Origin of the sequence: Paenibacillus turicensis (assembly GCF_017873435.1) — a bacterium.
GTDB lineage: Bacteria > Bacillota > Bacilli > Paenibacillales > Paenibacillaceae > Fontibacillus > Fontibacillus turicensis.
Map to the genome: position 1 here is coordinate 48,810 of NZ_JAGGKG010000008.1, position 18,960 is coordinate 67,769.

The window sequence follows — 18,960 nt, forward strand, 5'->3', positions numbered from 1 at the left end:
AAAAGGCAAGTCTATCCTATTTAGCAAGGGAGCGGTAAGCATGTCCAACCCATCAGATTATTCTCCATCTGGAGCGCCGATTCTACGACACACAGATCCTGAGCGTGAGTGGCAACCTGCCACATACTTAGAAGATGAATGGTTAGAAGCAATAGAGCAACACACTGATCGTTATCTTGGCGAAAGTCAGTCGGTCTTCCATGAGCTTTTGTCAGATACGGTCCATATCGATGTTCATATTATCGCTCCAACGACGGAACGCAACTATTATAGGTTGTACACTACAGGGATGAGTGCCTTGCCAATGAATACTCCTGAAGATGCACAGGACTATGAGTATGCGGAGCTAATGATCTCCTTGCCCCCAGATTGGCCGTTGTTTGAGGAGAAGCTACAAGAATCCGATTACTTTTGGCCAATTGAATGGCTGAAACGGCTCGCACGTCTCCCACATGACTATGATACTTGGCTTAGTTGGGGACATACTATACCAAATGGTGATCCAGCAATCGCGATTGCAGACCATACAGACATGTGTGCCTTTATTGTGTTGCCTCCAATTGAGGTTGATGAGGATTTCCTAACATTAGAGATGCCGAACGGAAAAACGGTTCACTTTTATGCTATTCTTCCTATTTATTTGGAGGAAATGGAGTACAAGCTAGAGTATGGTTTAGACCCCTTGCTTGATAAATTTGAGGAACATAACGTGAATGAAATTTTCCAAGCGAATCGAATTAATACCTGTAAGGATATTTCCTAATAAATAACTTTCTAATAACGTAACCTAGGCTCGTATAGATAAGGTGTTTTCAATCCTTTTAAACCCTTCTCTATACGAGCCTTTTTGCTGTCTTGCTTCCACTTGCGCTATTAGTTGCCATTATCCCTTTTTGTGCAAGTGCCATGCGGGCGAACCAGCGGCTCTACCAAGCCCAACAGTTACGAGTTTGGCACGGCCGTACTCGGCATATCTTGCTGCACTGGTTCAGGCACAACCGTTTCAGGTGTGGAAGGTTTCACTGGCTCGTGCGGTTGTGTTGCAGGCACTTGCAGATTGGCTGGATTCTCTGGCACAGTCGGCTCCGCAGGTTGCGGCGTCACGGTTGGAGTTTCAGGCTCAACGGTGATTATCGCCGGACTTTCTAACAATACCGCTCCGGTATTTGCCTGCACATTTAGCGCTGCACCGGTCGTTTCGCTTACGAAGCGTACAGGCACGTACATCGTGCCTGTATGGAGCCGCGGAGCGGCAGTCAGCTCAATTGGTTTGTCGTCGACCCAAGCTTGAGTCCTGCCAAGCACAACTTTTAGCGTCCCACGCGTTCCCGATGCGGTGACGGATTTTGCCGTGCCGTCCCAGACTGACTCGTAGCCGAGCCCAGTCATCAGCGGTTTATAGGCAATGTAGGTTACGCCTTTCTCGTTGAAAGCGGCTGGATCACCTTCGATCTGTTTGCCGTCTAGGAAAAGAGGCACTGGGTTGACTGTCGTCGGGTTCTTGGCAGCCCAAAGCTTATAGCCTTCCTGTGCGATCCACAAGCCTACCTTCTTGTTCCGGCGCCATTCTTCGGAGAACACGGATACGGGCAGATGGGTCTCCCCGTTCTTGATCCCGATCTCTGGTGTGAATGCCGGACGGCCGAGCTTCTGGATAAACCAGTCGGTGTAACCGCCTCCGCCGCTGGAGTTATGGCTTGGGCTCACCAGCGTATAGCCCGTAAAAGATCGGAAAATGTCCGCCAAACGCTTGTCGCGCCCATAGTTCGCGGCTGGCGTACGGAAATTCCAATACAGGATGCGCCCCGCCGAATGATAGGACACCGCGATTTCTGGATCGATTTCGTAGGTAAATCCGATCATTGCCTGATTTTCTTTAGCCGTCATTGGCGCCGTACCTTTATGCCCCATCCAATGCGGATAAGCATAATTATTGAGTATCTCTTTCCAATTTACGTTGTATTGACGGTTGAGATCAACGCCTTGCGCATTCGCTTTCCAGCGTTTGAAGTTGCTGCTGCCGTCGTTCATGGCGGTTAGCGCTTTGTGTACGCTGGCTGGGAACGATTGCAGGCCCGTTTGCTGAAGCGTCACGCCGTCAGGATTGACCATAGGGACAAACCAGATTTTTGTTTTGCCCAAAATGTCGCTTACGTCATACCCTTCGAACTTGCGTCCTTCCGTATACGCTTTCGCGTATTGTTCAATCATGTACATGTTCAACGTTGTCGTCAGCCATTCCCGTGCATGGTGCGAACCGTTGAAGAATACGGTCGAACGTCCCCAGCCCAGACCGACAGCCCAGATCTCACGTCCGTACAACGTCTGGCCGATGGATTTGTATTCGATCAAATCGGGGTACTTTTCAGCTAATTCCAGAATATCCTGCGTCAGTACCTCGTATGTATACGTGACGGATGGATCAACGATATTCGCCTCTGCCGCACGTAAATTTCCCGCAGGCGCCAAAGTCAGCACCACGAGAATAAGCGCAATCAGCGCCAAATTACACTTTTTCATCACAACCCCCTGTTTTCTCCCGTAATGATCCGATTTCTTCACAAAGGTGATACTTTTGCACATTACCCTCTGTCTCTTGGCTCGGTTTTCCGTTTCCCTACCCTTGTTCTTTTCGCTCTATTCCCTGCGGATTCCTGCGTTTTGGCGGTATTTCCATAAATTCGACAAGATTACCCCGCTCCTGCTGACTTGGTTGCCGCTCGACAAAAAAATGCCCCCTGTATGTCAGGAGGCAATCATCGTACGCTGGATTCGTGGTTAACCATTTTTGTGCAAATGCACAATATATTTCGTCTTTTCATCAATATTTTTTAGAACAAGAAAGCGCTATACTGTAAGCGTATTCAACAATTGACATACAGGAGGCTACATGAAATGGAAGGACTAACAATCAGTTGGATTGGTGCGCTTGCTGGTCTGGCGATCGCAATCATTCTGATTTTGAGAAAATTAAATCCAGTTTATGCGTTGTTTTTAGGTGCGATTTTAGGAGCATTAATTGGCGGAGCTAATTTAGAGCAGACCGTTGCTGTACTCGTAAGTGGAACACAAAGTGTCATGGGTACAGTCATTCGTGTATTAGCGGCAGGTGTGCTGGCGGGAGTCATGATGGAGTCGGGCGCCGCAGAGACGATTGCTCAAGCGATTGTGAAAAAATTTGGTGGTAGCAAAGCGATTCTTGCGTTAGCGTTAGCAACGATGATTATTACGGCAGTTGGCGTATTTATTCCTGTTGCAGTGCTTATTGTAGCACCCATTGCCTTATCTGTAGGAAATAAGATGGGCATTTCTAAGCTAGCGTTATTGCTTGCTTTGTCTGGCGGTGGGAAGGCAGGAAATATTATTTCGCCTAACCCAAATACGATTGCAGCTGCGCGTGGTTTTGGTTTAGATTTAAGTCACGTGATGCTTGCGGGTGTAATTCCTGCGATTTGTGGTCTGATTGTTACGGTTGTAGTGGCATCTTTAATCAAAAATAAAGGCGTCAAAGTTTCAGATCAAGAAGCGGTGGACAGCAATGTTGATACATCAAAGTATCCACCACTTAGCAAAGCGATTGTGGCACCACTGGTTGCCGTTATTCTACTTATGATCAACCCTATTGGATCTATATCTGGAATTGAAGCTTTGGCAAATTTTAAAGTAGATGCGTTATATATTTTACCGATTGCAGGGATTGTAGGGATGCTTGCGATGGGACAAGGCAACAAAATTTTGCAGTACACAACCTCAGGTTTAAATAAAATGACGGCCACGGTTTTGATTTTGATTGGGGCAGGTGGAATTGCAGGCTTGATCTCTGCATCTAATTTATCAACTCAGGTGGTAAGCTTGATTGAAGCATCGGGTATTTCCGGCACATTCCTTGCACCCATTGCTGGTATTTTGATGGCAGCTGCAACAGCTTCGACCTCAACAGGAGTTATTTTGACGACAGGTTCATTTGGACCCGCAATTTTAAATATGGGAACAGCGCCATTGTCTGCTGCGGTAATGGTACACACTGGGGCAACCGTCATTGACTCCTTACCACAAGGAAACTACTTCCACGTGACCGCAGATAGCATGAAGATGAGCATTAAACAGCGGATGGGCTTAATTCCTTATGAAGCGATGGTTGGGGGAACGATGACCATTGTGGCGACAATTTTATACGGATTTATTTTATAGAAATTTGTGAATATGAGAATTTGAATAAACGGTTTCTTAATAGATAGATGGGGTGAGAAGATGAAACAACCAACCTTTGTTTTAGCACCAGATTCATTTAAAGAAAGTATGACCGCAAAAGAAGTTTGTATCGCCATGGAAAAAGGTTTACGCAAAGTGTATCCTGAGGCAAATTATGTCCATGTACCGATGTCTGATGGTGGGGAGGGTACTGTGCAATCGTTAGTGGATGCATCTAATGGTACACTTTTTACCAAAGAAGTGATGGGTCCTTTAGGACAACCTGTAGAAGCGAGGTTTGGCATTTTAGGAGATGGCTTTACAGGGGCAATCGAGATGGCCTCAGCAAGTGGCATCCATCTTGTTACTAAGGAAACTAAAAACCCACTCATCACAACGACTTATGGAACGGGACAATTAATTTCGGAATGCTTAGATCGTGGCATGAAGCAGATTATTATTGGGATCGGTGGTAGTGCAACTAATGATGGTGGTACGGGGATGGCGGAAGCTTTAGGGGCAAGATTTCTAGACAAAAACGGAGATACTTTACCAAGAGGTGGCGGCAATCTGGATCAGCTTGCAACGATAGATGTTTCTGGACTAGATCAACGTTTAAATGATGTGCGGATTATTGTAGCTTGCGATGTAACCAACCCATTATGTGGTGAGCATGGAGCTTCGCATGTATTTGGCCCACAAAAAGGGGCAACTCCTGAGATGGTGGCGCAGCTAGATCAAAGCTTGGCACATTATGCAGATGTGGTAAAGACACAACTAAACAAAGATATTCGTGACGTTCCAGGTGCAGGTGCGGCAGGCGGCTTAGGTGCAGGCTTATTAATTTTCACCCAAGCAACCCTGCAAAAAGGCATTGAAATTGTAATTGATTATACGAAGCTTAAAGATAAGCTACAAGATGCAGACTTTGTTTTCACGGGTGAGGGCGGTATCGACTTCCAGACCAAGTTTGGAAAAACCCCGTTTGGCGTGGCGCAAGCTGCGAAGCTCTCTGGTAAAAAGGTGATCGCGATCGCAGGCTACATTGGCGAAGGCATTGAGACGTTATATGAAGCTGGCTTTGATGCGATTTTTGGGATCGTCCCCGGTGCATCGGAGCTAGAAAAGCTACTTGCTGAGGGACCTCAAAATGTAGAGCGTACCTGTGAAAATGTAGCGAGAGTTTTGAAGTGGACTAGCTGATTAGCTCTAGTTCCAACACCTTATCTACCATTAGGGTTTTTAATTAAATCCTATTGTGGTGAGATGAGGTGTTTTTTATTTGCTCTTTTGAAGGAAGAAAAGTGTTGACAGTGTTAACGCTTTAGGTGTAATCTTCTTTCAGGAGGTGCTTAAGTATGCACAAAGAAGAATTCGGAAAGAGAATCGCTAAAATTTATGAGCTCATGTTGGCTAAGCAAACGGGAATGTTAGATGAATTAGGTGTAAATCCCGCCGATTATAATGTATTTCTGACAATTGATGAATATCCAGGCTGTACGCAGCTTTTTATAGCAAATAAACGGAATGTGGAGCGTAGCTTACTCACTAGGGTGATTAAACGATATATCGATAAAGGGTATATCGTGCGAGAGATTAGCGCCCAAAATAAAAGTGCATATTCTCTTCATTTAACTGTGCAAGGGAATAAGGTTGTAACAGAAATTCGTCATTGTATTGCGCAAATAAATGAGAGTATTCAACAGCTATTTCCCGAAAATGTTTATGACCAAATGATTGTGAATTTAGATCATATTATTAATTCATGGGAGGCGAGAAAATGAAGCGCATAGCCATTTTATCTGTTTCTCTCCTGCTGCTGCTTGCAGGAGCGGCGTTGTCGCCAGCACTATTTTCAATCATGCATAGCTATCCTGCGATATCCCCAGTATTAATTAAATCGTTAGTCACCATTCCTTCCATCTGCGTCATTATTGTTAACCTGTTGCTTAATACTAAAAATAAATTCACTAGTCAAAAGCAACAGTTATTAGTTGGACTAATCATTTATGCTCTGGGTGGGATGTTGCCCTTAGTGTCCACTTCCTCCTTTACGGTATTGCTGTCTAGTAGAGTGATTTTAGGGCTGGGGTTAGGTCTAATTGCAACGCCTGCGATTGGAGTCATCAATGAATTTTTTGAAGGGGAACAAAAACAAACGATGCTTGGTTTGGCTGGAGCGATGAACAATTTAGGGACGGTCATTGCCGTTTTGTTTGCTGGTTTTGTCTCTATATATGATTGGCATTACACCTTTTATATTTATAGTTTGGCTGTTTTATCGTTTGTACTTATTTTGTGCTATTTACCTAACCACACTGTGAAAAAGAGTGAAAAGAAGAAGCTTGGGTCAGCCACGAGTAAAGCGACTACAACTAGCATTGTATCCACAGCTACCACAACTGCTACAGCTGCCACAATAGCCAATACAGGAAAGCCTTATCTCAAGCTTCCGCTACTTATTTATGCTCAGATGTTACTTGCCACGGTCATTTACTTTATCATTCCAACTAATTTATCTATTTATATTTCCGAGAAATATGGCTATACGCATTCCTCTATTTCCGGCATTTTAATGGCGGTTGTTTCGCTTGCAGGTGTATTGACTGGTCTACTATATCGGAAAATCAATCAACATTTAGAGTCGATTATGGGTGAGTTTATTTTCATTCTTTTTGTAATCTCTATGGGCTTGATGAGTATTTCCTCTACCCTTTTACTTTATGTTGTAGGATTAGTCATTAGTGGCTTGGCATTAGGACTTGCTCTTCCTTATTTTAATAGTCAACTTATTGCTAAGTCACCACGAGAGAAGCAAAATCAAGCCTTGGCATTAGGGACATCTATGATTTTTATTGGCCAATTTATCTCTCCTTTTTTGATTGATGGCTTACTCCCAATCGTGCCGGGTCATAACCCCTTTATGCTTGGTGCAATGCTGGCAGTTGTCATATTTATCGTGGTAAGGGTACAACATCATAAAGTAATTAACGCATGGACAAGCTGAAACAACTCCAGTACATTCCTTGGATCTTTCCCTGTAATGGTATGGATTCGCTTCAATCGATATTGAAGTGTGTTTCGATGAATATTTAACGCCTCTGCGGTCAGGGATACACTGCCATTATGCTCAATAAAGCTACGTAATGTTTCCATTAATTCGGTATTGTCTTCAAGTCTACTGATTGGATTGGTGGTTTCAGACAAGTGTAAATGTGTGAGATGAACAAGAAATTCCACCTCATCGTAGGTCATAAAGTTCGCCTTAGGTTTTAGCGCAAGCATAACCTGCATACATGCTCTAGCTTGGTTGTAGCTGTTAGCAATGGAGGCTTCAAGTCGTCCAGTCGTAATGATCGCATCAGGATAATCATGGTGAATAGCGGTAACTAGCTTTGTTATCATTGCCTCATTTTGCAGTAAAATAATACAGCTATCCTCCTCCAGCTGGAACCATGGATATTTCAAAATCGTGTTGTTTATTTTTGTGTGAGGTACGGGATACTTCACATATATGACCATCGTTTTGAGCAATAAATCAATGTTATAGGGGAGGGCTTCCTTTTTTAGTCGTTGTGAATAAACACCGTAATGCTGGAGCAGCTGCTCTAAAAAGGCATTGCGGCGTTTGCTTTCATTGGCTAAGCTTTCTAGACGATTCCGTTGCTCAATGAGTAAGGTTACCGTAGTCCGTACTAGGTTACAGAAAGGCCGTACCTCATCGGGATTGCCTGTAATCCCAATGATGCCAATGCGCTCCTGATCGATAATGATCGGCTCATTGGTGCCTTGACGTTCATATTTCCCCTCCGTCCACACCTCGACCATTTTCCCAGTTTCCAAAGCTTGTACTGCACCTTGATGCACTGTCCCGATCCGCTCCTGCTTCCCACTTCCGATAATAACGCCATGCTCATTCATAATATTTATGTTATAAGGGATATCCAGCATCATTTTATCTACAATTTCTTGCGCTTGTCTCTGTGAGAGCTTGAACATTATCTTTCCTCCCAAATGGATCATCTTAGTTCGTAATCTTAAGTGCATATTTTTGTTTATTTATTATTATTGTGCAAATGAATGAAGAAATAAAGGGAATAATACAAGCTAATTAGATGGTGAAGGTACGGAATAAAAGCATTTGAGTTAATATACTTGCAAAATATCGAAGAAGCAGGCATAATATAACCATAAGTATATGAAATTAAGTAAGTATCTAAAAATAATATAGAAAATACCATGAAGCGAACATCAACTAGAAAATAAGTAAATTTATACACATTTGAGGGAGGATATTTATAGTGGAAATCGGAATTAGTACCTTTGTTGAAACAACACCAGACGTAAATACAGGGAAATTAATTAGCCATGCCGAGCGAATTCGTGAGGTGGTTGAGGAAATTATTTTAGCAGATCAAGTAGGCTTGGATGTATATGGGGTTGGTGAACACCATCGTAAGGATTACGCGGCTTCAGCACCTGCGATGATTTTAGCTGCGGCAGCACCTCAAACTAAAAATATTCGGTTGACGAGTGCTGTTACAGTATTGTCTTCTGATGATCCAGTACGTGTATTTCAGGATTTCTCTACGTTAGATGCACTATCAAATGGTCGTGCGGAAATTATGGCAGGTCGTGGTTCCTTTATCGAATCATTCCCATTGTTTGGTTATGATTTGAACGATTATAATGAATTATTTGATGAAAAACTACAATTATTACTGAAACTACGTGAGTCTGAAAAAGTAACCTGGGAAGGCACACATCGCCCATCGATCAACAATCTTGGGGTATACCCTCGTCCTGTGCAGGATTTGCTTCCAGTTTGGATTGGAAGTGGGGGTACAGCGGAATCGGTTGTTCGTGCAGGAATACTTGGTTTACCGCTTGTATTAGCGATTATTGGTGGTAATCCTCAGCAATTTGCACCATTGGTGGAGTTGTATAAACGTGCCGCAACAAAAGCAGGACATGATGCCTCTAAGCTACCTGTAGCTTCACATTCTCATGGCTTTGTTGGCGTAAGCAACGAGGAAGCTGCGGAGAAGTTTTTCCCGCCAACTCAAGCAGTGATGAACGTGCTTGGTCGTGAACGTGGTTGGGGACACTATAGTCGTGCCAGTTATGATGCGGCAAGAGGGCCAGATGGTGCTTTATATGTCGGTGATCCAAAAACGGTAGCAGACAAAATTATTGCATTACGCAAGCATGTAGGGATTACTCGCTTTATGCTTCACCTTCCATTAGGCACGATGCCACATGAGGACGTGATGAATGCAGTCCGTCTGTTAGGTACAGAGGTAGCTCCGCTTGTACGTGAGGAAATTGCGGCTTGGGAGGCTAGAGGACAGCAGGACTAATTTTCGTAAAAAATATTTGCTCAAAAAATAAAACCTTCAAGCTCACTTTCGAACGGGGATTAAACCCTGCTCTAAGGTGCAGTTTGAAGGTTTTTCTCATATTTTTACATATTAGGCTTACGCCACTTGCTTCTGCTGGTTTTGAGCATCCAGCATTTTATCGTTATAGCCAAATAGCCATGTTAATACGAACGCAGTCGCCATCGCAGCTAGGTTAGCCACAATATAAAGTGGAAGCTGTGAGTTCAAGTACAGCAACGTCCCAGGAATAACGGTGACGGACATGCCTGTTGCAGCTAGTTGGAAAATGGATGCTAGGAATCCACCCACTGCACCACCAACTAATCCCATAATAAATGGCTTCATATATCTAAGATTCACACCAAAAATGGCTGGCTCGGTAATCCCAAGGAAAGCGGAGAAGGAAGAAGGTAGAGCAAGTGCTTTAAGCTTCTTGTCTTTTGTCTTCAAGCCAACCGCGAGGCAAGCGGCACCTTGTGCTGCAATCGCACACGTAATAATCGCATTAAATGTATTTTTCCCATATTGCTCAAGTAACTGAATTTCTAAGAAGTTGAAAATATGATGAACACCTGTAACTACAATAAGCTGATTTAAAAAACCAATTAAAAGACCTGCAATCCCAAATGGAAGATTTAGAAGATAAGTTGTACCTTGCAAGATCCAAACTTCTAAGCTGTGGAAAATAGGTCCAATAGCAAAGAGTCCTAATAAAATCATAACTAGTAGTGTAACAAATGGAGTCACAATAAGATCAAGTGCCTCTGGTACACGCTTGCGTAGGAATCGTTCGAATTTGGCACCAAGTAAGCCTACAAAAAAGGCAGGAAGTACGGAACCTTGATAACCTACCACGGGAATAAAGCCAAACATCGTCAGTGCACTTGCGGAACCATTTGCCACATCATAAGCATTTGGTAACGCTGGATTTACGAGCATTAAACCTAAAACGATCCCAAGTACGGGACTACCGCCAAAGACGCGGAAAGTAGACCAAGCAACTAATGCAGGTAAAAAGGCAAAAGCAGTATCCGTTAAAACTTGGGTGAACAATATAAAGTTAGGTGAAATGTCCTGCGCCGTTAAGCCAAAGAAAGCAAGCATTTGCTCCTGCGTTAGCAAGCCACGTAACCCCATAAATAGTCCAGTTGCCACAAGAACAGGAATAATGGGTACAAACACATCACCAAAGGTACGAATCGCACGTTGGAAGGCATTACCTTGCTTTTTAGCTTGGCTTTTAATTTCTTCCTTTGTAGAGCCTGTAATGCCTAGCTTTTCAACCTCTTCATAAATACGATTAACGGTCCCCGTACCAAAAATAATTTGAAATTGTCCCGAGTTGAAGAAGGCACCCTTTACCTTGTCAATCTTATCAACCTGAGCCTTATCAATTTTTGCTTCATCATGAACCATAATCCGCAGGCGTGTTGCACAGTGTGCAAATGAAGCAATATTTTCACTGCCCCCGACCGCTTCAACTACTGCTTTTGCGATTTTTTGATTTTCAGACATATGAAAACCTCCCCTGTTTTAGTTCTGAACTGTGATGATCTCTACTGAACTCTACTGAACTCTGCAGACTGACCACGGTCCTTGTTACCTTGTTTCTTACTTCTCTGTGTTTCCCTGCGGGTGTAGCTGCCATATCGTAGCTTCAAGCCTTGCGGAGCCCTCTTGGGAAAAAAACTGGATACCTTCGCTTTGTGAGCTAGGAAAAACACGGCTTGTAAATACTTCCTCACCCTCATTTACAAATATTTCAACGGAAGATACATCCACAAATAAATGCAAAGTAATTTGCTTCCCTGTCATGTTGCATTGCCTTGTTTCTTCATATTCGATTGCAAGTGGTACGCCAGAGGATGAACGATCTAAAACGAGCTTATGATGCTCTACGTCATAACGAATTACGCTATACTCGTTGTCCTTTGCTCGGAATATAATCCCAACTTGCTCTGCATCTAAAACATCAAATGTGCATTTTAATTCATACGTTGTTCCTGAAAAATGATCATAGCTTCTAGTGTGCGAAGTTAGTGTATCATTTACGTGCTGCGCTTCTCCTTGACGTAAGCTTGCTAGTTCAGGAAGCGGCTGTTGAATGAGCTTGCCATCTTGCACAGACAATACTCTTGGTAAGGTTAGACAATGTGCCCATCCATGGGTATCAGTTGGATAGCTAATGTCAGGTAATCCCATCCATCCAATCAATATGCGCCGACCCTGACCATCAAGCAACGTCTGAGGGGCATAGAAATCAAAGCCACGATCTAGCTCTTGAAATTGGCTATGCGTTAGCTGTAAGGCATCCACATCTAAGGGCTTACCAATTATATACCCAGATTGATAAATATTATGGTAGTGATCCCCTTGATGAGCTATTCCTTGTGGACAAAAGAGCAATACACCCGCGCCATCCAGTTGGAAATAGTCTGGGCACTCCCACATATAGCCAAACTCTTTTAAATCCGTTTTTAACTCTCCAATAAACTCCCATCGCTTCAAATCGATTGAACGATACAATACAGTACATCCTGTTAAATTTGTTCGTTGAGCCCCGATGACACAATAAAAGTACTCATCTTGCTTCCATAGCTTCGGATCACGGAAATGGTCAGTATAGCCTTCGGGTACTTCAGGAATTACAGGCTGCTCCCATTTTGTAATGTGATTGTCTGCATCCATCACTGCCATGCACTGATAAGGGTGGCGAACCCACCCAGCATCGCGTGTATTTCCCGTATACATCAGGTGTAGCTTACCCTCGTGTTCAATGGCACTGCCTGAATAGGCACCATGTGAATCAAAGGGGTCACCAGGCTTAATCCCGATGCCAACATCTTGCCAGTTCACACCATCTTGGGATTTAAGGTGATACCAATACTTCATCCCATGCTCCGTACCTAATGGATACCACTGATAAAACACATGATATTCACCGTTAAAATAAGATAGCCCGTTTGGATCATTTAGCAAGCCTGTGGAGGGTTGAATATGAAAGACTTGACGCCAGTTGCAGTTCCTTACCAGTTCTTGTAGTCTAGCGAGCTCGCCTGGCTCTGCTTGCTCAAGCAACCGATATTTGTGTTGTTGTGTCATGTCATAAGCCCCTATCCGTATTAAGATTAGGAACCGGTTCCAAGTTGTTCATACAAGACTGTAAAAATGAAAAACAAACAAGGATAACAAAAAAATAGAACCGGTTCCAAGTGAAATATATAAAAATTAAAGCTATTGATTAAATCTACCGGTTCCATACTTGGAACCGGTTTCAAACTGATTATAATGCATTTGTTTAAATTTTGTCAACGCTTTCTCGCGGAACTAATTTACATTTTGATGTTGTAATTTTGGGGACAGATTGTTGCTCTACAAGCCGTACTATGCTTTCAGCCGCAGTTTTTCCTGCCTCTCGATATGCATATTCCACTGTCGTTAATGGAGGATGGACAACTGCGGTGATGTCGTAATTGCCAAATCCAGTGACAGATAAATCATGAGGAATAGATCTTCCCTGTGCGTAGGCCGTGTTAATGACGCCAAGTGCGATATTGTCTGTTGCGCAGACGATAATGGAGGGGGAAAACTGTTCTAAAATATTTTCAGCGGCCAGACGTGCATCGCTCATTTTAAAGCTTGTTTCAAAGTATCTAACATCATATTTGGAGGTTTCAAGCTCCTCATTCATTGCCTCTTGCACAGCTTGATGGAATCCACTTTTACGCTGCACCCCAACGGCGATATCCTGCTCAGTCACACCAAGATAAGCAATGCGATGATGTCCTTGTGAAAGTACATATTTACCAAGCTCATAGGCAGCATGGTAATCATCATGAATTAAGCTGTAAAGCTGAGGGTGCTGCTGACCAACCAAAAGAACTGGAATGCCAATATCATCAATAGCTTGTAAATGCTTCTTCGTAATGACCGCTGCGAGTAAAATAATGCCAGCCACCTTCTGGCGTGAGAAGGCATACATCGCTTCAATTTCGCGTGAAGCGTCTTGGCTTGTATTTGAAATAAGCATCTGGTAACGCAATGCTCTTAACGTATCATCGATGCCAATTAAGGTCTGGGATGTTGCAAAGGAATCCAATCTGGGTACAACCGTGCCGATAATGTTGGTCACTTTGGCCTTTAAGCTTTGCGCAAACATATTTGGCACATAACCTGTTGCTTTTATGACCTGTTCAATTTGTTCACTTGTATTTTTACTAACAGAGCCACCATTTAAATAGCGTGAAACTGTGCTTTTAGCTACACCTGCTAATTTGGCGATATCTGCAATTGTATTATTCATAAAATCCCCCAACAACCCTTTAGTAATCTGAGTAATCTCTTGATCAAACTGAGTAATCTCTCTTAGGTGATCACCTGTCTATATTATCATATTTTAAGGCTCATTTTATATTATTGAATATGCAGGGTCTAAAGTCCCTTGACATCATTTATCAAAACATTTATTTTGTTAGTAACAATTAGATATTAACAAATGGATACTAAGACAATTTTGCTAACAAATAAATACTAACAGATAGGCAAATATCGATTAAATATAAGTAAAGTGGTGAGTGAGGGTATGAAACGCGATGAGGAAAGGGAGATCCGAGATCAAAAGGGAATGCTCCCAGATGAAGAAGCGATGCTCCAAAATGAAGAAGGAATGATTCGAGATCGTAATGGATTAACCGAATCACAATTTCTGGCACAATATGATGTCGGAGATTATGAACGGCCTTCCGTAGCTACAGATATGGTTATTTTTACGGTGATGGATACCGAGAAGGACAATTATCGGAAGTTGCCTGAGAAGGCACTACGTGTGTTATTGATCCAGCGGGGAGGACACCCATACTTAGGGAAATGGGCGTTACCAGGTGGGTTTGTCCGTCCCAACGAGACAACAGAGCAGGCGGCGGTGCGTGAACTACGAGAGGAAACAGGGGTAGACCATGTTTATTTAGAACAGCTTTATACGTTTAGTGAACCTCATCGTGATCCTCGAACATGGGTGATGAGTTGTTCGTATATGGCTTTAATTGATAGCAGTCAAGTTGAGCTTCAGGCGGGAGATGATGCGGATCATGCAGCATGGTTTACACTATCTTATCGCCTAATCAGAGAGCAGAAGGAGATATTGGAAAGTGGTGTTATTCGTTCATGGCATTACGAGCTGATATTAACTTCAGAGAGGGATACCCTTACAGCCCTAGTGGAACGCAAAATGACGCTCACAGAATCAGCGACACATACAGAGTACAATATCCTTTCCAATAACGGCTTAGCTTTTGATCATGCAAAAATTATAGGTGCGGCGATGGAACGCTTAAGAGGTAAGGTGGAGTATACAGGGATAGCCCTTCATTTAATGCCACAGCTATTTACGCTTACTGCACTCCAGCAGGTGTATGAAGTCATTTTAGGTAAGGAATTGTTAAAGGCGGCATTTCGCCGTAAGGTGGCGCATCTAGTAATGGAAAGCGATCATTATACGGAAAATGCAGGGCATAGACCTTCTCGCCTATATCGGAGAAATTGGGAGATGATGACATGATTTATAGTTTAGAGGCTTTACGTCAAGCCCATCAGGCTGGGGAAAAGTTTAAATATTTGTTTTTTTGGGGTCATACGCCACCTGCGGATGGTGTGGTTAATCAGAGCTGTTTTAGTCAGTGGTGGCACTGCTCTTTTGAAGTAAATGGGGTGGTGTACACGTGCACAGAGCAATATATGATGGCAGAAAAGGCGCGTTTATTTGGTGATGAAGAGATGTTAGCGGCGATTATGAAATCGAAGCACCCGAAGGAAATGAAGGCGTTTGGCCGAGCGGTAAGAGGATTTGATCCGGAGGTTTGGAGTAGCAAATGTTATGACATTGTAAGGGAAGGAAATCTGGCGAAATTTTCGCAAAATGAATCGCTATGGAATTTTATGAAAACAACTAAAAATCGCATTTTAGTTGAAGCTAGTCCACGTGACCGGATATGGGGAATTGGGATGGGCAAGTCTAACCCAGATGCAGAAAACCCAATGAAATGGCGTGGTAAAAACTTACTTGGCTTCGCTTTAACAGAGGTACGAGATCAGTTGCTTAAACGATAAGGAGTGGATTTAATATGAAACGCAAAGGGATTGCGAAGGACACCGTTAATATTATTGAACAAGGGTATTATCTATATGGAGACCGCAAAATTAGTATTGCGGAGGTTCAGCAACAGGCAGAAGATCATTGCATACTAATAACACCCGATGAAGCACATCAGGTATTAGAAATATATGAAGCTAAGGCGCAAGCGAATCAAGCAAATAAAGCAAATCATGCACCCAAACAGCATGTCGTGAATCAGGCGGCTGTGGAGGTTATTAAGGAGCTGTATCAAGCAGGAATTGAGAACATCGGCGTGCTTAATTTTGCTAGTGCAAAAAACCCAGGTGGTGGCTTCCTTAATGGGGCAATGGCACAAGAGGAAAGTCTTTCCGCCTCTAGTGGACTGTATGGAACACAGCTACGCCAGCCTAGATATTATGAGGCGAATCGTGCCTGTAAATCGATGATGTATACCCATCATGCGATCTATTCCCCTGATGTTGTTTTTTTTAGAGATGGTAAATTCGAGCTGTTGGCTAATCCTGTATTTGCTTCGGTCTTAACATTACCTGCGGTTAACTATGGTCAAGTTATTCTCAAAGGGGAGGATAAGGACCAAGCGGAGATTGTCATGAAGGAACGAATGGCTTTATCCCTTGCTCTATTTGCGAAGCATGGACATCGGACTTTAGTGCTTGGTGCGTATGGCTGTGGAGTATTCCGTAACGATCCAGTTAAAGTGGCTCAGTGGTGGAAGGAGCTAATTGAAGACGAAGGTTATGGATGCTTCTTTGATGAAATTATTTATGCCGTGTTAGATCGCTCCAAGGATCAAGCTTGTATTGAGGCGTTTGAAAATACGTTTCCAACTCAATAACCTTTGCTATAAAGGCTAGTTGTGGTCTTATCTGTAGCCTTATCCATTTGAATGGTTAGTCTTTTTATGAAGACCTAAAGATTTGTGGAACGACTAGGGGAGGACATTATGATTTTTACAGAGCTTCAAGGAGATTTATTTGAAATTGGTGATGAGTACAAGCTTGCACATAGTATCTCCGCAGATGCCAAGATGGGGGCGGGGATTGCAGTACAATTTACGAAACGTTTTGACCTAAGTGCCTTACAGGCACAAGCGGCGAGCCACCCTTTAGAAATTGGGGTATGTTACCCCGTCGGGAGAACACTAAATCTCGTAACCAAAGCGAAGTATTGGCATAAACCAACTTATGGGACTTTAACTGCGGCAGTGGCTTCACTGCGGGACGTTTGCTTAGAGCAGGGGATTAGCAAAATAGGGATGCCACAAATCGGCTGTGGGTTAGATCGGCTGAAGTGGGATAAGGTGAAGGCGATTATTGCGCAAACCTTTGAAAATACTGAAATTGAAATTGTTGTATTTTCGCTGTAATAGGATCGTTGTAAGAGGAGGTAGACATGAATCATTTTAATTACGGATTACAGGGGAATGAACGAAATGAACCCCAACAAAGCAAGGAGGATGTAAAGCTAGGCCGTTTTCTAAGTCTAGTATTACGTCATAATCCTGCTGCAGCAAAAATTAAACTAGATCAGCAGGGATATGCAGATATAGAGCAATTGCTCTCAGGTGTGAATCGAGCTGGCTGGAAAATAGACAGAGATAGATTAGAGCGCATTGTAAGGGAAAACAACAAACAACGATATAGCTTTAATGAAGATGGGACAAAAATACGTGCCAATCAAGGTCATTCCTTGTCTGTAGACATGGAGCTGGAGCAGCAGGTACCTCCTAACGTCTTGTACCATGGCACAGCATCCCATGCTGTAGATAGCATCAAAGCAAAGGGAATTGTAAAGGGAACGAGACAACACGTTCATCTAAGTGCAGATGTAGATACAGCACATCGCGTTGGCAGTCGGCATGGGAAGCCGGCAATTTTGACGATTAATGCGTTAGCTATGCATGAGCAAGGTTTTGTATTTTATCGCTCAGCTAATGGTGTATGGTTGTGTGATCATGTCCCTTGGCAATATGTGACGTCGACAGCTTTTGAAAAGAAATAATTTGCAATAACGACCAAGCGAAGCTAATTCACTTGGCTGCTATTCACTTCACTTCCTGCTGTGCACCTATATTAAAAACCTTCTGTTGTAATATATCGATCGCAGCTTCGATCTGCAGTAGATCGGTTATAGGAATATCCTTAATTAGCTCGTTAAAGCGAGTTTCAACAATTGAAAAGGTATGCTTCATCATGGCTTCTCCCTCAGGGGAGAGGCTTATATACTGTTTACGACGATCATCGGGAGAGTCATGCTTTAGGCATAGCTGCTTCTCCATGAGTTTTTTTATTTCCCGACTCGTATTGGGCATTGATATATGTTGACATTCACTAATTTGGCTTAGTGTAAGGGGTTTACTCACAGCAAGCTGCTCCAAAATGCGGTATTGCACAGGAGTAACGTCGTCTGACTTTACATTTTTACTTAGATTTTGTGAAGTTTTAATTACATCAGATGTAAACAGTAGTAGCTTTTGAAATAATACACTTTTGTCCAAAATATTCACCTCTTTCAAGTACGATAACAAATTAATTATCATAATACAATTGTCATAAAACAATTATCATTTGACATATAAATAGTAACATGATAGGATTTTGTTATCAAAAGATAACTATATATAAGCAAACTTAAAAGAGGTGGAGCATGAACACATTAATTGTATATACACATCCCAATCACGAGAGCCTGAATTACGCTTTTTTGCAGAAGGTACTAGAGGGTTATAAGCAAAATCCACAGGTAAAGGAAACACAAGTATTAGATTTATATGAAGAGGGCTTTGATCCTGTCCTTGTGCATAATAAGGAATTACGTAGACGGGATATGCATCTTGTACCTGAGTTAGCAAAATATAGAGAACAGCTGCTGTGGGCAGATCAAATCGTATTTATTTATCCAATCTGGTGGGGGCGTCCGCCTGCGATGCTGATGGGTTATATTGATCGTATGTTTGCATCCAATTTCGCTTATCGAGATAAAGGTGGTTGGTTGACAGAGGGCTTGCTAAAGGGCAAATCCGTGGTTTGTGTATCTACCATGAAGGGACCTACGCATTACCCGTTACTCTTGCATAACAATGCTCATAAAAAATTAATGAAAACGGCGTTATTTAATTTCGTTGGAATAAAAAAAGTGAAGTTTTTTGAGCTTGGTAATATGGAAAGTCGAAAAGGGAAACAGGCGCAGAAGCTGGAGAAGGTGCAGCGGTATTTTGCGGGGGTGAAGGGATAGAAGAATTTAAATAAGAGTAAG

Annotated in this window: 18 protein-coding genes; 12 read left to right on the forward strand and 6 right to left on the reverse strand. The window is 42.8% G+C overall.

Features of this window, described 5'->3' with window-relative positions; genetic code table 11:
* The first annotated feature begins 40 nt into the window (after positions 1-40).
* A complete protein-coding gene (locus J2Z32_RS09810; protein WP_210088987.1) occupies positions 41-763 on the forward strand; it encodes a suppressor of fused domain protein in 723 nt (240 codons plus the stop codon).
* 179 nt (positions 764-942) lie between these two features.
* Here the strand turns inward: J2Z32_RS09810 and J2Z32_RS09815 are convergent, their stop codons facing one another.
* Positions 943-2,520 carry a M14 family zinc carboxypeptidase gene (locus tag J2Z32_RS09815; protein ID WP_210088988.1) on the reverse strand — a complete coding sequence of 526 codons (1,578 nt, stop codon included), beginning with the start codon at positions 2,518-2,520 and terminating at the stop codon, positions 943-945.
* A gap of 375 nt (positions 2,521-2,895) precedes the next feature.
* On the opposite strand from J2Z32_RS09815, the gene J2Z32_RS09820 reads away from it, so the two are divergent.
* From J2Z32_RS09820 to J2Z32_RS09835, 4 genes are all read left to right on the forward strand, one after another.
* On the forward strand, positions 2,896-4,191 hold the full coding sequence (locus J2Z32_RS09820; RefSeq protein WP_210088989.1) for a GntP family permease: 1,296 nt from the start codon (positions 2,896-2,898) through the stop codon (positions 4,189-4,191).
* A gap of 60 nt (positions 4,192-4,251) precedes the next feature.
* Entirely contained in the window at positions 4,252-5,394 is a 1,143-nt protein-coding gene (locus J2Z32_RS09825; protein ID WP_210088990.1) for a glycerate kinase family protein, read from the forward strand.
* A gap of 155 nt (positions 5,395-5,549) precedes the next feature.
* Positions 5,550-5,975, forward strand: a complete 426-nt coding sequence (locus tag J2Z32_RS09830; protein WP_210088991.1) for a MarR family winged helix-turn-helix transcriptional regulator — start codon at positions 5,550-5,552, stop codon at positions 5,973-5,975.
* Positions 5,972-7,198 (forward strand): MFS transporter, encoded by a 1,227-nt coding sequence (locus tag J2Z32_RS09835; RefSeq protein ID WP_210088992.1) that lies wholly within the window; start codon positions 5,972-5,974, stop codon positions 7,196-7,198. The genes J2Z32_RS09830 and J2Z32_RS09835 overlap by 4 nt, the downstream gene beginning before the upstream one ends.
* Here J2Z32_RS09835 and J2Z32_RS09840 read toward each other — a convergent pair.
* Positions 7,168-8,190 (reverse strand): CdaR family transcriptional regulator, encoded by a 1,023-nt coding sequence (locus J2Z32_RS09840; protein ID WP_210088993.1) that lies wholly within the window; start codon positions 8,188-8,190, stop codon positions 7,168-7,170. The genes J2Z32_RS09835 and J2Z32_RS09840 overlap by 31 nt on opposite strands.
* 302 nt (positions 8,191-8,492) lie before the next feature.
* On the opposite strand from J2Z32_RS09840, the gene J2Z32_RS09845 reads away from it, so the two are divergent.
* Complete coding sequence (locus J2Z32_RS09845; RefSeq protein WP_210088994.1) at positions 8,493-9,551, forward strand: LLM class flavin-dependent oxidoreductase; 1,059 nt, start codon at positions 8,493-8,495, stop codon at positions 9,549-9,551.
* 117 nt (positions 9,552-9,668) lie between these two features.
* Here the strand turns inward: J2Z32_RS09845 and J2Z32_RS09850 are convergent, their stop codons facing one another.
* From J2Z32_RS09850 to J2Z32_RS09860, 3 genes are all read right to left on the reverse strand, one after another.
* On the reverse strand, positions 9,669-11,087 hold the full coding sequence (locus tag J2Z32_RS09850; RefSeq protein ID WP_210088995.1) for a sucrose-specific PTS transporter subunit IIBC: 1,419 nt from the start codon (positions 11,085-11,087) through the stop codon (positions 9,669-9,671).
* Positions 11,088-11,183: 96 nt separating this feature from the next.
* On the reverse strand, positions 11,184-12,674 hold the full coding sequence (locus J2Z32_RS09855) for a glycoside hydrolase family 32 protein (RefSeq protein ID WP_210088996.1): 1,491 nt from the start codon (positions 12,672-12,674) through the stop codon (positions 11,184-11,186).
* Positions 12,675-12,870: 196 nt separating this feature from the next.
* Positions 12,871-13,875 (reverse strand): LacI family DNA-binding transcriptional regulator, encoded by a 1,005-nt coding sequence (locus J2Z32_RS09860; protein ID WP_210088997.1) that lies wholly within the window; start codon positions 13,873-13,875, stop codon positions 12,871-12,873.
* Between the two features lie 363 nt (positions 13,876-14,238).
* Between J2Z32_RS09860 and J2Z32_RS09865 the strand changes: the two genes are divergently transcribed.
* The 5 genes from J2Z32_RS09865 to J2Z32_RS09885 all read left to right on the forward strand — a co-directional run bounded on the left by J2Z32_RS09865 (position 14,239) and on the right by J2Z32_RS09885 (position 17,706).
* A complete protein-coding gene (locus tag J2Z32_RS09865; protein ID WP_210089109.1) occupies positions 14,239-15,129 on the forward strand; it encodes an NUDIX hydrolase in 891 nt (296 codons plus the stop codon).
* A complete protein-coding gene (locus J2Z32_RS09870; protein WP_210088998.1) occupies positions 15,126-15,677 on the forward strand; it encodes a riboflavin biosynthesis intermediates N-glycosidase in 552 nt (183 codons plus the stop codon). Before J2Z32_RS09865 ends, J2Z32_RS09870 begins: the two co-directional genes overlap by 4 nt.
* A 14-nt stretch (positions 15,678-15,691) precedes the next feature.
* On the forward strand, positions 15,692-16,540 hold the full coding sequence (locus tag J2Z32_RS09875; RefSeq protein WP_210088999.1) for a TIGR02452 family protein: 849 nt from the start codon (positions 15,692-15,694) through the stop codon (positions 16,538-16,540).
* 108 nt (positions 16,541-16,648) lie between these two features.
* Positions 16,649-17,071 carry a macro domain-containing protein gene (locus J2Z32_RS09880; protein WP_210089000.1) on the forward strand — a complete coding sequence of 141 codons (423 nt, stop codon included), beginning with the start codon at positions 16,649-16,651 and terminating at the stop codon, positions 17,069-17,071.
* 26 nt (positions 17,072-17,097) lie between these two features.
* Complete coding sequence (locus J2Z32_RS09885; RefSeq protein WP_210089001.1) at positions 17,098-17,706, forward strand: RNA 2'-phosphotransferase; 609 nt, start codon at positions 17,098-17,100, stop codon at positions 17,704-17,706.
* A gap of 43 nt (positions 17,707-17,749) precedes the next feature.
* Here J2Z32_RS09885 and J2Z32_RS09890 read toward each other — a convergent pair whose 3' ends face one another.
* The gene (locus J2Z32_RS09890; protein ID WP_342453948.1) at positions 17,750-18,211 is read right to left on the reverse strand and encodes a MarR family winged helix-turn-helix transcriptional regulator; all 462 of its coding nucleotides are present in this window, start codon (positions 18,209-18,211) and stop codon (positions 17,750-17,752) included.
* A 140-nt stretch (positions 18,212-18,351) separates the two neighbouring features.
* On the opposite strand from J2Z32_RS09890, the gene J2Z32_RS09895 reads away from it, so the two are divergent.
* A complete protein-coding gene (locus J2Z32_RS09895) occupies positions 18,352-18,939 on the forward strand; it encodes an NAD(P)H-dependent oxidoreductase (RefSeq protein ID WP_210089003.1) in 588 nt (195 codons plus the stop codon).
* Positions 18,940-18,960: the final 21 nt, after the last annotated feature.

Excerpts from the sequence above, each read along its gene's own strand:
- J2Z32_RS09810 (WP_210088987.1), top strand. The coding sequence starts at position 41 with ATGTCCAACCCATCAGATTATTCTCCATCTGGAGCGCCGATTCTACGA.
- J2Z32_RS09815 (WP_210088988.1), bottom strand. The coding sequence starts at position 2,520 with ATGAAAAAGTGTAATTTGGCGCTGATTGCGCTTATTCTCGTGGTGCTG.
- J2Z32_RS09820 (WP_210088989.1), top strand. The coding sequence starts at position 2,896 with ATGGAAGGACTAACAATCAGTTGGATTGGTGCGCTTGCTGGTCTGGCG.
- J2Z32_RS09825 (WP_210088990.1), top strand. The coding sequence starts at position 4,252 with ATGAAACAACCAACCTTTGTTTTAGCACCAGATTCATTTAAAGAAAGT.
- J2Z32_RS09830 (WP_210088991.1), top strand. The coding sequence starts at position 5,550 with ATGCACAAAGAAGAATTCGGAAAGAGAATCGCTAAAATTTATGAGCTC.
- J2Z32_RS09835 (WP_210088992.1), top strand. The coding sequence starts at position 5,972 with ATGAAGCGCATAGCCATTTTATCTGTTTCTCTCCTGCTGCTGCTTGCA.
- J2Z32_RS09840 (WP_210088993.1), bottom strand. The coding sequence starts at position 8,190 with ATGTTCAAGCTCTCACAGAGACAAGCGCAAGAAATTGTAGATAAAATG.
- J2Z32_RS09850 (WP_210088995.1), bottom strand. The coding sequence starts at position 11,087 with ATGTCTGAAAATCAAAAAATCGCAAAAGCAGTAGTTGAAGCGGTCGGG.
- J2Z32_RS09855 (WP_210088996.1), bottom strand. The coding sequence starts at position 12,674 with ATGACACAACAACACAAATATCGGTTGCTTGAGCAAGCAGAGCCAGGC.
- J2Z32_RS09860 (WP_210088997.1), bottom strand. The coding sequence starts at position 13,875 with ATGAATAATACAATTGCAGATATCGCCAAATTAGCAGGTGTAGCTAAA.
- J2Z32_RS09865 (WP_210089109.1), top strand. The coding sequence starts at position 14,239 with ATGATTCGAGATCGTAATGGATTAACCGAATCACAATTTCTGGCACAA.
- J2Z32_RS09870 (WP_210088998.1), top strand. The coding sequence starts at position 15,126 with ATGATTTATAGTTTAGAGGCTTTACGTCAAGCCCATCAGGCTGGGGAA.
- J2Z32_RS09875 (WP_210088999.1), top strand. The coding sequence starts at position 15,692 with ATGAAACGCAAAGGGATTGCGAAGGACACCGTTAATATTATTGAACAA.
- J2Z32_RS09880 (WP_210089000.1), top strand. The coding sequence starts at position 16,649 with ATGATTTTTACAGAGCTTCAAGGAGATTTATTTGAAATTGGTGATGAG.
- J2Z32_RS09885 (WP_210089001.1), top strand. The coding sequence starts at position 17,098 with ATGAATCATTTTAATTACGGATTACAGGGGAATGAACGAAATGAACCC.
- J2Z32_RS09895 (WP_210089003.1), top strand. The coding sequence starts at position 18,352 with ATGAACACATTAATTGTATATACACATCCCAATCACGAGAGCCTGAAT.